The organism is Citrobacter sp. Ce104 (assembly GCF_030334595.1).
GTDB classification, from domain to species: domain Bacteria; phylum Pseudomonadota; class Gammaproteobacteria; order Enterobacterales; family Enterobacteriaceae; genus Citrobacter; species Citrobacter europaeus.
Map to the genome: position 1 here is coordinate 318,202 of NZ_JAOWDP010000062.1, position 13,509 is coordinate 331,710.

Below are 13,509 nucleotides of genomic sequence, written 5' to 3' on the forward strand. Positions count from 1 at the left end.
CTTTATTGCGCGAAAATCGGCAACAGCAGATACAGCTTAATCACCAGCGCGTTGACGATATCGATAAAGAACGCCCCCACCATCGGCACCACCAGAAACGCCATATGGGACGGCCCAAAACGTTCGGTAATCGCCTGCATGTTGGCAATCGCCGTCGGCGTCGCGCCGAGGCCAAAACCGCAATGTCCGGCTGCCAGCACGGCGGCATCGTAGTTCTTACCCATCATGCGCCAGGTGACGAATATCGCGTACAGCGCCATGAAAATGGTCTGCACGACCAGAATTGCCAGCATCGGCAGAGCCAGAGAAGCCAGCTCCCACAGCTTCAGGCTCATCAGCGCCATCGCCAGGAAAAGCGACAGACTGACGTTACCCAGCACCGAAACCGCGCGCTCAAATACCCGATAAAAGCCCAGTAGCGCCAGGCCGTTACTGAGGATCACGCCAACAAAAAGCACGCAAACGAAGGTCGGCAGTTCCAGCACCGTTCCCACCAGCATTTGCGCAACGATTTTACCCACCGTCAGACAGATAGCGATCAGCGCGATGGTTTCAATCAGCACCAACGAGGTGATCATGCGCCCGACGTCCGGCTTTTCAAACGCGGTCGGCACGGCCTGATCGTCAGGCATGCCGTCAGGCGTGGTGGAGTGTTTGACCAGATAGCGCGCCACTGGACCGCCAATCAATCCGCCCAAAACCAGGCCAAACGTTGCGCAAGCCATCGCCACTTCAGTTGCATTGGTGAAGCCATAACGTTCAATAAACAGCTTGCTCCATGCGGCCCCGGTTCCGTGTCCGCCAGAGAGGGTTATTGAACCAGCAATCAGCCCCATCAGCGGATCCAGGCCCAGCAGGGTCGCCATACCAATACCGATGGCGTTTTGCATCAGCAGCAGGCCAACAACCACAATCAGAAAGATTCCCACCACACGGCCACCGGCACGCAGACTGGCGATATTGGCGTTCAGGCCAATGGTGGCGAAGAAGGCCAGCATCAGTGGGTCGCGCAGGGTCATGTCGAAGTTCACTTCCCAACCCATACTTTTTTTCAGTACCAGCAGCGCAATCGCTACCAGCAATCCGCCCGCTACAGGTTCGGGAATGGTGTATTTTTTCAGGAAGGAAACAGACTGGACGAGCTTACGTCCCAGCAGCAATACAAGGGTTGCCGCAACCAGCGTTGATAACGTATCGAGATAAAACATTTACAGCTCCATTAGTGCGTTTAGCACAATCACGCACGATGCATTCCAGACCGATTTTTAGCTCTTATTGAGTTTTCGGGGTGGATTTTAAGCAGAAAATCATGAAAAGTTATATAAAAATGTTTGTTTATCCGTTTTAAATATTAAGAATACCTGGTAGCAAACGTTTGCATTTCTGCCCTGGTCAGATAAAATCACCGCTTTTCCACCATGGGATTGCCTCTGATGTCCGTTAACGCCGTAGAGTCAACAAATGCGCAACCGGTTGCGCAGACTCACAACAGTGAACTGATTTACCGTCTTGAAGATCGCCCCCCGCTAGCCCAGACCCTGTTTGCCGCCTGCCAGCACCTGTTGGCCATGTTCGTCGCGGTAATCACTCCTGCTCTGTTAATTTGCCAGGCGCTCGGCTTACCGGCTCAGGATACTCAACACATTATCAGTATGTCGCTGTTCGCTTCCGGCGTAGCTTCTATCATTCAGATCAAAGCCTGGGGCCCGGTCGGCTCAGGGCTGTTATCCATTCAGGGCACCAGCTTTAACTTTGTTGCGCCACTGATTATGGGCGGTACAGCGCTAAAAACCGGTGGCGCAGATGTCCCAACCATGATGGCGGCGTTGTTCGGTACGCTGATGCTGGCCAGCTGCACTGAGATGGTTATTTCACGCGTACTGCATCTGGCGCGTCGTATCATTACCCCGCTGGTCTCAGGCGTGGTGGTGATGATTATCGGCCTGTCGCTGATTCAGGTCGGTCTGACGTCGATTGGCGGCGGCTATGCCGCAATGAGCGACAACACCTTTGGCGCACCGAAGAATTTACTGTTGGCAGGCGTCGTGCTGGCGCTAATTATTCTGCTTAACCGCCAGCGCAACCCGTACCTGCGCGTTGCGTCACTGGTGATTGCAATGGCGGCGGGTTACCTGCTGGCCTGGTTTATGGACATGCTGCCGCAAAATACCGCGCCGGTAAGCCAGGATCTGCTGATGGTGCCAACGCCGCTGTATTATGGCCTGGGTATCGACTGGAGTTTACTGCTGCCGCTGATGCTGGTCTTTATGATCACCTCACTGGAAACCATCGGTGATATTACGGCCACCTCCGACGTCTCCGAGCAGCCGGTTTCTGGTCCGCTGTACATGAAACGCCTGAAAGGCGGCGTGCTGGCGAATGGTCTGAACTCGTTTGTTTCCGCCGTGTTCAACACCTTCCCTAACTCCTGTTTTGGCCAGAACAACGGGGTTATTCAATTAACAGGCGTTGCCAGTCGCTATGTCGGTTTTGTGGTGGCGCTGATGCTGATCGCGCTGGGTTTGTTCCCGGCGGTCAGCGGTTTTGTACAGCATATTCCTGAGCCGGTACTCGGCGGCGCAACGCTGGTGATGTTCGGTACGATCGCGGCATCCGGCGTACGTATCGTGTCCCGCGAGCCACTGAACCGCCGTGCGATTCTGATTATCGCCCTGTCGCTGGCCGTCGGCCTGGGCGTTTCCCAGCAGCCGCTGATCCTGCAGTTCGCTCCGGACTGGGTGAAAAACCTGCTCTCTTCCGGCATTGCCGCAGGCGGTATCACCGCTATCGTTCTGAACCTGGTATTCCCGCCAGAAAAGCAATAAGCAAAATGCGGCGTTGATTCTGAATCAACGCCGCTGTAACGCTCTTTCACCATTCCCGCCTTGAGCATTGCGCCTAAATCGTGCATAACTTGACTATGTGCACTTCGCGGGATGGAAGACCATGAAATTTATTGGAAAGCTGCTTCTTTACGTGCTGATCGCCCTTGCAGTGGCGATCCTTGGCCTTTATTTTCTACTGCAAACCCGCTGGGGCGCAGAGCATGTCAGCGCCTGGGTCTCGGAGAACAGCAGCTACCATCTGGCCTTTGATGCCATCGATCACCGATTTTCTTCCCCTTCCCATATTCTGCTGGAAAACGTCACCTTTGGCCGGGATGGTCAGCCCGCGACGCTGGTCGCCAAAACGGTCGATATTGGACTGAGCAGCCGCCAAATCACCGACCCGCTGCATGTCGACACCATTTTGTTGCAAAACGGCACGCTGAATTTGTCGCAGCAAACCGCGCCGCTGCCGTTCCAGGCCGATCGCCTGCAGTTGCAGGATATGGCCCTTAACAGCCCCGGTAGCGAGTGGACCCTGAGCGCGCAGCGCGTTAACGGCGGCGTCATTCCCTGGAGCCCTGAGGCGGGTAAAATTCTCGGGAGTAAAGCGCAAATTCAGCTCAGCGCCAGTTCGTTGACGCTCAACGATGTCCCGACCACTAACGTATTGATTGAAGGCAGCATCGACCATGACCGGGTGACGCTTAGCAATATTGGTGCAGACGTGGCGCGTGGGGCATTAACCGGCGTGGCGCAGCGCAATGCCGACGGTAGTTGGGTAGTGGAGAATCTGCGCCTGAACGATATCCGGCTGCAAAGCGACAAATCGCTGGCCGAGTTTTTTGCTCCGTTAAGCACGATTCCTTCCCTGCAAATTGGTCGTCTGGAGGTAACAGATGCCCGTTTGCAAGGCCCCGACTGGGCGGTGACGGATCTCGACCTGAGCTTGCGCAACATGACCTTCAGTAAGGACGACTGGCAAACCCAGGAAGGCAAACTGTCGATGAATGCCAGCGAGTTTATTTACGGCTCTCTGCACTTCTTCGATCCAATCCTGAACGCCGAGTTCTCACCACAGGGTATTGCTCTGCGCCAGTTCACCACCCGCTGGGAAGGCGGTATGGTCAGAACATCCGGAAGCTGGATGCGCAGCAACAAAGCGCTGGTCCTCGATGATGCCGCTATTGCCGGTCTGGAATATACGCTGCCGGAAAACTGGAAACAGCTTTGGATGAAACCCTTGCCAGCCTGGCTAAACAGCCTGACGCTGAAGAAATTCAGCGCCAGCCGTAATCTGGTGATTGATATCGATCCGGACTTCCCGTGGCAACTCACCGCGCTGGACGGTTACGGCGCCAACCTCGGGCTGGTACAGAACAATCAGTGGGGGGTCTGGAGCGGAAGCGCCACCCTCAACGCCGCTGCAGCCACCTTTAACCGCACCGACGTGCGTCGTCCTTCGCTGGCGCTGACCGCGAACAGCAGCACCATCAATATCAGCGAACTGAGCGCCTATACGGAAAAAGGGCTACTGGAGTCCACCGCCAGCATTTCGCAGTTGCCTCAGCGCCAGACTCAGGTCAGCCTGAACGGGCGCGGCGTGCCAATGACGATTCTGCAACATTGGGGATGGCCCGCGCTGCCGCTTTCCGGTGACGGTAACATCCAGCTTACCGCCAGCGGCGGTCTTCAGGCCGATGCACCGCTCAAGCCTACGGTCAACGGTCAGTTACATGCGGTGAATGTGGAGAAACAACAGGTAACGCAAGCCATGCGGGCGGGCGTGGTATCCGGGAGTGAAATTACCGCCCCACCCGTTGCGCAGTGATTATTGCCCGGTAGAGCTTCGCTTACCGGGCCTACCCCCGCTTATAAACGAATATATTCACTGCATAACAACCATTTCACCGGCTCGTCCTCTTCTATCGCCGGGAAGCGACCGCCCGGCTCAAGGAAATGGTTGTCATGCAGGTCGTCATTGACCATCGAGATTTCCCAGCCCAACACGAACGCTTTCTCCGCCCAAAAGCGGTGATACAATCGCGGCGGCAAACACACTCCTTGTCCCGGTTTCAATACCAGCGTCTCGCCAGCGTCAACGGTACGCCGCTGACCATCCACGCTAACCTCAACAATGCGCCGGGCATCATACCCGTCATCAGGCGTGGCCCACGCCAGTTGCATACACAAATCACCGCCGCCGCGATTAACGATATCTTCCATTTTATGGCGATGAAAATGCCATGGTGTTTGCTGATCCTGCTGAATTTGCAGCATCTTTTCGGCGTACGGTTTGGGGTAATTGACTGACCCCATCAGACCATTGCGCAACGTCAGTAACGTCAGCCCTGTTTGCGCAAAATCTCCGCGCCCGAAGTCGGTAATGTCCCATCCCAACTGGAGATCGAGTACTTCACGCCACAGAGTTTGATCCTGTTGCCGCCAGGCGTCGACGGTAAAATACGCAAAGTCAGGCAGACAGATTCGAAAAGTCTCGGCGATGGCATGCGCTTTATCGACGGCATAATTAATGTGTGAACGCTTCATTCCACTTTTCCTTATTGCGAAAGAGGCGGGTCGCCCCGCCTGCATGCCGTTAGTAAAGTGACGCTTTGCCGGTTGAGCCGAACAGTTTCATTTTATGGCGGATGACGTCACGCGCGGCGCTAATGGCTTCCGGGTAAATAACGTTAGGATCCCACCAGGTTTCTTTCGCCAGGATTTCGCGGACTTTCTGGAAGTAGGCGTATTTCATGTCGCTGGAAATATTGATTTTGCCAACGCCCAGCGTCACGGATTCGGCAATTTCCGCATCCGGGTTCGCGGAACCGCCATGCAGCACCAGCGGAATATCCACCCGCCCGGCGATGTCGCGCAGGATATTCATTTGCAGCTCTGGCTGCATCCCTTTCGGGTAGATCCCGTGCGCAGTTCCAATTGCCACCGCCAGCGTGTCCGCGCCGGTACGGGCGATAAAATCCTGTGCCTGAGCAGGATCGGTATAAGTAACCTTCGACACGCCGCCTTCCACTGACGTCCCGGTCTGGCCAATCGTACCCAACTCCCCTTCCACCGAAACGCCTACCGCATGCGCCAGTTTGACCACTTCTCGGGTCAGCGCCACGTTCTCTTCATACGGCAGCAGCGAGCCATCAATCATCACCGAGGTAAACCCACACTGAATTGCCCGCAGGACATGCTCAACCGAAGCGCCGTGGTCCAGATGCAGAGTAAAAGGAACCGGGCTGCGCAGGGTAATATCGCGCACGTAGCTAAAAAACGCATCGCCGACAAAATCATGTTCGCTGGGGTGAATGGAGATAATCGCCGGGGTATTGGTCGCTTCCGCTTCTTCCACTACGGCACGTACAAAGCAGCTGTCCGCCACGTTGAATGCGCCGATGGCAAAACCGTGCTGACGGGTAGGTTGCAGTAATTCTTTCATCGAAACTAACATGTTAATTCTCCAGTTTCAGGGTGTAGAAAGCCCTGCCAGTGCGTCGTCGCAGAGGCATAGAAGGCGTTACAGAAAATGAATCAGGCTTTGCCGATAGCGCCGCTGGCCTGCAGGTACGGAATAATGGCTTCCTCGCAGGCCTGCTCCATCAGGGCCAGGACATCAACAAGTTCACCGGATGTGTCGCGACACAGGGTATGTAGTAGCGCTGCCTTTCCGGCTTCGAAAACCGCCGCGCCAACGTTTATCTTGGCAACGCCAAACGTCGGGCAGCGCTGTAGCTGGTCAAACGGCGTCCCGCTACCGCCATGCAGCGCCAGCGGCACCGTTGATAACCGGGCAATTTCCTCCAGCCGTTGAAAATCAATAGCTGGCGTGACGCCCGGCGCGTACATGCCGTGCGCCGTGCCAACCGATACCGCCAGTAAATCGATCCCGGTCTGTTGGATAAAGGGTTCCACGTCAGCGGCCTGGGTCATCAAATCGGCGTTAGCGGCGTGGTCATAGCACGGAGCATCGGCCAGATGGCCCAGCTCACCCTCTACACACAGTTGCACGCTGGCAGCGAGATCAACCACCGCCCGGGTCTGGCGAATATTCTCCTCCAGGGCAAAGGCGGAGGCGTCGATCATTAACCCGCTGAATCCGGCGCGAAAAGCCTGGCGAATGCGTACAGGATCCTTTCCATGATCCAGCGCCAGCGCGATCGGTACCGAGGCTTCCTCTGCCAGCGTTTTGACCACCGCTACCGCTATCGGAGCCGGAAAATGGTCCAGGTGTCCCTGATACAGATTCAGAATGATGGGCGCACGGTGTTTCTCAGCCACCCGTACCGCCGCACGGGCGCTTTCCAGGTTCATACAGTTGATAGCCAGCAGCGCGTACTGCTCGCGCCAGGCTTTCGTCACCATGCTTTTCATATCGGCAAACATACGGCCTCCGGTTATTCCAGGGTGAAGGTGATCTCTTCGTCTTTCAGCTTTTGATCGCTAAGTTCATCAAACTCTTCGTCACGCTCGGTCACCGGTTTCTTCCACAGCGACAGCATGACGCCGCAAATCACCGTGCCAATCCCCAGCGCCAGGCAAAACAGCAGCGGATGCGTAAAGAGTGGGACCACGAACATGCCGCCGTGCGGTACCGGGCTTTCGACGCCCCATACCATTATCAAGCCGCCCGCTATCGCCGAAGCTACCACGCAGGACCCCACCACGCGCAGCAGGTCGCGCGCCGCAATCGGGATAACCCCTTCGGTTATCATGCAGATCCCCATCGGGAATGCCGCTTTCAGCGCCTCGCGCTCCGCACGGGTGTATTTGTGACGCGTCAGCAGGAAAGAGAGCGTAATGCCAAACGGAGGGATCATCGAACCGACAAACTTCACCGCTTCCGGACCGTACACACCGCTGACCAGCATGCCGTCAGCAAACAGCGACATGGTTTTATTCACCGGGCCGCCAAAGTCGAATGTCGCCATTGCGCCGAGGATAGCGCCCATCAGAAAGCGGGATCCGCCCTGCATGGACTCCAGCAGATGAATCAACGCGTCCTGCAGCCAGGCTATCGGCTTGCCAATCAGCGTCATCATCAACAGGCCGCCAATAACGGTACTCAGTACCGGCAACACCATGATGGGCATCAACCCCTGCATCGACTGTGGCAAACGGATATAGCGTTTGAGCAGCAGGACGGTATAACCGACCAGAAACCCGCCCAGCATCCCGCCGATAAAACCGGTATGAATTTCTCCGCAGACGAAGCCGACAATCAGGCCCGGCGCGAATCCGGGACGATCGGCAATGGAGTACGCAATCGCCGCGCTAATCAGCGGTACGATTAACCCCATTCCCCAGCCGCCAATCTGGTTGAGCATCCAGGGTATGGTGCCTGTTTTTTCACCCACGTTAGTGCCGCCAAGTATTTGCCCGAGAGCAATACAGATCCCGGCGGCAACAATTAACGGGATCATCCACGAAATTCCCGTTAATAAATGTCTTTTTATTTCCTGAGATAGCGGAATTTTATTTTCACTCATGTGAAATCCCTCCAGAATGAGGATCGCTACTGGTTAGTATTAACTAATGATTTTTCGACCTTTTCAAGAAACTGAATCGGCGATTTTATGACGATTTCGGTTTTCACTCGCACAATGCGTTTATTTGAAAAGCGCTCCTCCCCTTTTATTTTTACATCGACAGCAAGAATCACGACATCAGCCGCAGAAATATCCTCTGCCAGCAGTTCGTTCTCCGTGCCAATGGTCCCTTGGGTTTCTACTCTTATATTATGGCCAAGCGCTTTAGCACCTTTAATTAACTTTTCACGAGCAATATAGGTGTGCGCAATACCCGCCGTACAGGCGGCGACACAAACAATATTCATAACATGCTCCACTTTTTTATTTAGCAAACATTGGATTCAGCATATTGGCTAAAAAGCTCAATAATTTTCTGTGGACTGCTTTCGACTAACAGTTGTTCAATAATATCGTCATCCGCCAACGCGCCGGCAACCTGCGAAAGCAGACGAATATGGGTGGTGTTTTGATCTTCAAGGCGTACGGCAAACAGAATGATGCAGCGCACGTTGCTGCCATCCAGGGTTTCCCATGGAATGTCCTGGCGGGTACGACCAATCGCCAGCGTAGTATTAACCACCGCCGAAGATTTCCCGTGCGGGATCGCAATATGATTTTCGAAGCCGGTCGAACCTTCTGATTCACGCAGCCAGACATCCTGAATAAATGTTTCCCGACAGCTAATTGCCCCATCTTTTTGCAGAATATCCGTCAGTTCCTCAATAGCCTCCGTTTTGTTTGTGGCCTTCATGTCCAAAATAACGCGATTTGTATTGAGTATTTTCGTGATGTCCATCAATCTTACCTCATGGAGTTCAGACATTAATTTGCAACGACCAGCGACGTCGCCCGATGTAATTTTTCCGTAATAACCGTTTCTGTTACCCGCTTAATATCCGCATCATTGAAGAAGGCAGTGACATACACGACCGGGATGGCAACGGCAGGTAAATTGATCGTCGATACCACCAGTTCAATATCGTCCGTCAGCACGGAGGGCAGGCTGCCTGCCGACACCACGCCAACGATGGTCCAGTCCGGAAAGGCGCGCAAAATGCGGCTTTTGAGTAAGTGAGAGGTGCCGATACCGGTTGAGCAGACCAGCAGCACGCGCTTTCGTGCTATCTGCCGCTCCATTGCGGCCTGAAAATGCACGGTTAAATATCCCACCTCATCTTCCGACACGGCCCGCTCGCCCCAGCCGCTAAACACCCGATTTACCGCACACTGAGTCAGACGCCAGACATCCTGTAACTCGCCTTTAATGTCCTCCAGCAGGGGATTACGAATACGGATCTGGTAGTTCAGGCGGTTTATCAGCGGCTTAATGTGGATCAGCAATCCGTCGTACAGTGCAGTGTCCTGGCTAAGATCGCTGTCAACCATTTCGGCGAAGGTGGCAATCAGCCGCTGGGTAATTAAGCGTGCTTCGTCGCTGGAGTGCATATGGCCAATCACGCTCACATCGTTATGTTCCTCAATCACTACACCGGAGGAGATAATGTATTGATAAATAAACCAGACTTCGTCTTCCGGTAGCGGATGGGCAATACGTTTTTCGATATGCTGAATCATACGGCTGGCAATGGAAAAAATGTTCTCGTCACATAAAGTGATGTTTTCTTCTTTTCTCGCAAGCGCGTTGCCCCGCGTGATGCGGTACATCATGATCAGAATATGAGTAAAGATATTGACGTAATAAGGCTCACCCAGCGACCAGCACAGATCGTTCTCCATTTCCTGCAACAACGTCTGGACAAATAAAACGTCTTCTTCGCCAAAGTAATGCACTAACGCTTTATAACTGCCCGGGTCAAGGCGTGAATAAACCACGTTACCAGGTTCATTATGGTTAATCACACCGTTAATCAGCGACGCCATCGCCTGACGCACGCCGCTCTCACTGCCTTCGATGTGCGTACCGCTTTGGCTGCGAATCAGCGACAGGCCCAGCGGAGTGATCCAGGACTCAATCACTTTCAGATCGTTAACAATCGATGCGCTACTAATGAAATAACGTTCGGATAATTTGCTGATCGAAGTTTCATGTGGCGTTTCACTTAATAGTTGGGAGGCTATTTTGACTCGTCGTGAATTATTCATCATGCCGTCAGCATCTTCACCCTCCGCCCCTAATAACTGATCCAGATATAAAAGATCGGTAATATTATCGGCAATTAATATCACGCCCGCACCGGTACGTTTATCAATGGTTATTTTCCATTCCGCTAACCATGATTCCAGTAGCCGTAGATCGCGCTGGACTGTTTTCTCTGAAACAGATAAATATTCGGCAATTTTCAGCAGTGTGACATATTCCTTCCGGGACAGAAGAAATTTTAATAATCTGTTTTGTCGCGAGGTAATCATTTGCATTATTTACCCTTATTACATACCAGATTAAATATCTATACCCGTCATACTTCAAGCTGCATGTGCGTTGGCTTTTCTGGCTCACCCCAGTCACGTACTTATGTACGCTCAGGGGATTCGCTGCGTTGCCGCCTTCCTGCAACTCGAATTATTTAGGTTATAAAGAAGCATTTATGCTCCACGTGTATTCCGTGATGATAAATATAAGAGGACTACGATGCGCCAACAATACTAAATCGTGTCCTGTATTCCGGACAGAAATAAGACAAAAAGGGGAAATAGTGAGATATTTACGGCGCAGATCACATTTTTCGCGGGAATTAGAGTGATAACGCTCGCAAATATGGAGATATAAAATTTTAAATCAGGATGTTTTTGATTTTCAGATCTGGAACGCTGCTCGCAGCGTGGGCCGGATAAAACACATCCGGCACCACGTAGACTGAATTTACAGGGTAATCGTCAGCACATCTTCACCAGGCGTGATGACCATTCCCCACTCGCTGCCCGCAGATGAACCGCCCATCACGCCGCTGATCTGCGCAATATTACGCAGGCACAGCGTCCAGTTACGCGCTTCGCCACTCCCTTGCACGGTGATGGTATTACCCGCACGCGTCGCCTTCAGCGTGAAGATAACCGAACCGTCAGCCGCCGGGACTTCACAAATCGCTTCCCGGCCCTCCTGCAGATGGAACAGCTGGAAGGCGGTCCCTTCGTGCCAGGCGTAGTCCGGCTTCTGATTATTGCGCCCCAGCGCCAGCAGGGTGTTGTCGCGCACATACACCGGCAGACTCAGGAAGTCATGCCTCTGTTTATGCCAACGGCTGCCCGCCACCTCGTCGTTATGCCACAGATGCGTCCAGCGTCCTTCCGGCAGGTAGAACTGCACATCTCCTGCCTCGCTAAACACCGGCGCAACCATCACGCTATCGCCCAGCATGTACTGGCGGTCGAGATAATCACACGCCGGATCGTCCGGGAACTCCAGCATCATTGCGCGCATCATCGGCGTGCCTTGCTCATTGGCGCGTGCCGCTTCGCGATACAGGTACGGCATCATACGGCATTTCTGTTCGGTGAAGTAGCGCACCACATCGCAGGATTCGTCATCGTACGCCCACGGCACACGGTAGGATTTACTGCCGTGCAGGCGGCTGTGGCTGGAGAGCAGCCCGAACGCACACCAGCGCTTGTAGACGTGCGCCGGGGCGGTATTCTCAAAGCCGCCAATATCGTGACTCCAGAAGCCAAAGCCGGACAGACCGATAGACAACCCACCGCGCAGGCTTTCGGCCATCGATTCATAGTTGGCGTAGCAGTCACCGCCCCAGTGCACCGGAAACTGCTGCGCGCCCACGGAGGCCGAACGGGCGAACAGCACAGCCTCTTCTTCACCGACGGTTTCTTTCAGCACGTTCCACACCAGTTCGTTGTAGATGTATGCATAATGGTTGTGCATTTTCTGCGGATCGGCACCGTCAAACCACTGCACGTCGGTGGGAATGCGTTCGCCAAAGTCAGTTTTGAAGCAGTCAACGCCGATATCCACCAGATCTTTCAGCTTGTTGGCATACCACTCGCAGGCTTGCGGATTGGTAAAGTCATAAATCGCCAGACCCGGCTGCCATTTATCCCATTGCCACAGGGAACCGTCCGGACGTTTGAGCAGATACCCTTTCTCTTTCAATTCATTGAACAGCGGGGATTTCTGACCGATATAGGGGTTTATCCAGACGCAGACCTTCAGCCCTTTCTCCTTCAGGCGACGGATCATGCCTTCCGGGTCCGGGAAAGTCGCCGGATCCCACTCAAAGTCGCACCACTGGAAGGCTTTCATCCAGAAACAGTCGAAGTGAAAGACGTGCAGCGGCAGATTGCGCTCGGCCATGCCGTCGATAAAGCTGTTCACCGTCGCTTCATCATAATTGGTGGTGAACGACGTGGTCAGCCACAGGCCGAACGACCAGGCGGGCGGCAGCGCCGGACGACCGGTAAAGCGGGTATAGCGATCCAGCACCGCTTTCGGCGTTGGGCCGTCGATGACGAAATACTCCAGATACTCGCTTTCAACGCTGAACTGCACTTTCGACACTTTCTCAGAGCCGATTTCAAACGACACACACTGCGGATGGTTCACCAGCACGCCGTAGCCGCGATTGGTGAGATAAAACGGGATGTTCTTGTAAGACTGCTCGGTACTGGTGCCGCCATCGCGGTTCCAGGTTTCCACCGTCTGGCCGTTACGTACCAACGCGGTAAAGCGCTCTCCCAGCCCGTACACCGTTTCCCCAACGCCCAGATCCAGGCGCTCAAACATATAGTTTTTCCCGCTGTGGGTATCCTGGACATAGCCGTTATTTTTCAACTGGCTGCCGGTAATACGTGCCCCGTTACGCAGGAAATCCAGCGACCAGAACTCACCTTTGGTGACCCACACGCTCAAATTACCGCTCTTCAGTTCGGCAAATTCAGCGGTGTTTTGCATCTCGACGTTGACGTCCTGCCGCACGTTCAACGGGTAGTGCGGACCGTTATCCAGCGCGCCCTGGAAGTGTTCCATACGCACGCCAACCACGCCTTCCTGCGGCGAGAAAAAGCGTAGGGTGAAGAGTGGGGTATCCAGTTGCCAGGTACGTTCACGCACGTCGCGCGGCGCAACGTAGACGATCATCTCGTTACCCTGCTGTTCGACCTCGAATACCTGAATCGGGTGAGTTAAATTCAGGCCAGGTTGCGTCAGCCAGTTACCATCGCTAATTTTCATCGTCAGT

The 13,509-nt window shown here is 54.1% G+C and carries 11 protein-coding genes; 2 read left to right on the forward strand and 9 right to left on the reverse strand.

Annotated elements, in window-relative coordinates; all coding sequences use genetic code 11:
- Positions 1–2: 2 nt before the first annotated feature.
- Entirely contained in the window at positions 3–1,208 is a 1,206-nt protein-coding gene (gene gltS / locus OGW16_RS09780; RefSeq protein ID WP_003024029.1) for a sodium/glutamate symporter, read from the reverse strand.
- A 225-nt stretch (positions 1,209–1,433) separates the two neighbouring features.
- On the opposite strand from gltS, the gene xanP reads away from it, so the two are divergent.
- Both xanP and OGW16_RS09790 read left to right on the forward strand, forming a co-directional pair.
- Entirely contained in the window at positions 1,434–2,825 is a 1,392-nt protein-coding gene (gene xanP, locus OGW16_RS09785; protein ID WP_003024026.1) for a xanthine/proton symporter XanP, read from the forward strand.
- A gap of 121 nt (positions 2,826–2,946) precedes the next feature.
- Entirely contained in the window at positions 2,947–4,656 is a 1,710-nt protein-coding gene (locus OGW16_RS09790) for an AsmA family protein (RefSeq protein WP_286518372.1), read from the forward strand.
- A gap of 41 nt (positions 4,657–4,697) precedes the next feature.
- On the opposite strand, the gene OGW16_RS09795 is transcribed toward OGW16_RS09790, so the two are convergent.
- The 8 genes from OGW16_RS09795 to yicI all read right to left on the reverse strand — a co-directional run bounded on the left by OGW16_RS09795 (position 4,698) and on the right by yicI (position 13,502).
- Positions 4,698–5,375, reverse strand: coding sequence for a D-lyxose/D-mannose family sugar isomerase (locus OGW16_RS09795; RefSeq protein ID WP_047407822.1), 678 nt, complete (start codon positions 5,373–5,375; stop codon positions 4,698–4,700).
- 49 nt (positions 5,376–5,424) lie between these two features.
- A complete protein-coding gene (locus tag OGW16_RS09800) occupies positions 5,425–6,285 on the reverse strand; it encodes a ketose-bisphosphate aldolase (protein WP_040231557.1) in 861 nt (286 codons plus the stop codon).
- An 80-nt stretch (positions 6,286–6,365) separates the two neighbouring features.
- Positions 6,366–7,217 (reverse strand): class II fructose-bisphosphate aldolase, encoded by an 852-nt coding sequence (locus tag OGW16_RS09805; RefSeq protein WP_087050745.1) that lies wholly within the window; start codon positions 7,215–7,217, stop codon positions 6,366–6,368.
- A gap of 11 nt (positions 7,218–7,228) precedes the next feature.
- Entirely contained in the window at positions 7,229–8,320 is a 1,092-nt protein-coding gene (locus tag OGW16_RS09810; RefSeq protein ID WP_003837581.1) for a PTS fructose transporter subunit IIC, read from the reverse strand.
- Between the two features lie 26 nt (positions 8,321–8,346).
- Complete coding sequence (locus OGW16_RS09815; RefSeq protein ID WP_043018754.1) at positions 8,347–8,667, reverse strand: PTS fructose transporter subunit IIB; 321 nt, start codon at positions 8,665–8,667, stop codon at positions 8,347–8,349.
- Positions 8,668–8,687: 20 nt separating this feature from the next.
- Complete coding sequence (locus OGW16_RS09820) at positions 8,688–9,158, reverse strand: PTS sugar transporter subunit IIA (protein ID WP_043018755.1); 471 nt, start codon at positions 9,156–9,158, stop codon at positions 8,688–8,690.
- Between the two features lie 26 nt (positions 9,159–9,184).
- On the reverse strand, positions 9,185–10,738 hold the full coding sequence (locus tag OGW16_RS09825) for a BglG family transcription antiterminator (protein ID WP_043018756.1): 1,554 nt from the start codon (positions 10,736–10,738) through the stop codon (positions 9,185–9,187).
- A gap of 445 nt (positions 10,739–11,183) precedes the next feature.
- A complete protein-coding gene (gene yicI, locus OGW16_RS09830; RefSeq protein ID WP_286518374.1) occupies positions 11,184–13,502 on the reverse strand; it encodes an alpha-xylosidase in 2,319 nt (772 codons plus the stop codon).
- Between the last annotated feature and the right edge of the window lie 7 nt (positions 13,503–13,509).

What these genes read in the sequence shown, in the direction of transcription:
- xanP (WP_003024026.1), top strand. Translation starts at nt 1,434, where the DNA reads ATGTCCGTTAACGCCGTAGAGTCAACAAATGCGCAACCGGTTGCGCAG.
- OGW16_RS09795 (WP_047407822.1), bottom strand. Translation starts at nt 5,375, where the DNA reads ATGAAGCGTTCACACATTAATTATGCCGTCGATAAAGCGCATGCCATC.
- OGW16_RS09790 (WP_286518372.1), top strand. Translation starts at nt 2,947, where the DNA reads ATGAAATTTATTGGAAAGCTGCTTCTTTACGTGCTGATCGCCCTTGCA.
- OGW16_RS09820 (WP_043018755.1), bottom strand. Translation starts at nt 9,158, where the DNA reads ATGGACATCACGAAAATACTCAATACAAATCGCGTTATTTTGGACATG.
- OGW16_RS09815 (WP_043018754.1), bottom strand. Translation starts at nt 8,667, where the DNA reads ATGAATATTGTTTGTGTCGCCGCCTGTACGGCGGGTATTGCGCACACC.
- OGW16_RS09805 (WP_087050745.1), bottom strand. Translation starts at nt 7,217, where the DNA reads ATGTTTGCCGATATGAAAAGCATGGTGACGAAAGCCTGGCGCGAGCAG.
- yicI (WP_286518374.1), bottom strand. Translation starts at nt 13,502, where the DNA reads ATGAAAATTAGCGATGGTAACTGGCTGACGCAACCTGGCCTGAATTTA.
- gltS (WP_003024029.1), bottom strand. Translation starts at nt 1,208, where the DNA reads ATGTTTTATCTCGATACGTTATCAACGCTGGTTGCGGCAACCCTTGTA.
- OGW16_RS09810 (WP_003837581.1), bottom strand. Translation starts at nt 8,320, where the DNA reads ATGAGTGAAAATAAAATTCCGCTATCTCAGGAAATAAAAAGACATTTA.
- OGW16_RS09800 (WP_040231557.1), bottom strand. Translation starts at nt 6,285, where the DNA reads ATGTTAGTTTCGATGAAAGAATTACTGCAACCTACCCGTCAGCACGGT.
- OGW16_RS09825 (WP_043018756.1), bottom strand. Translation starts at nt 10,738, where the DNA reads ATGCAAATGATTACCTCGCGACAAAACAGATTATTAAAATTTCTTCTG.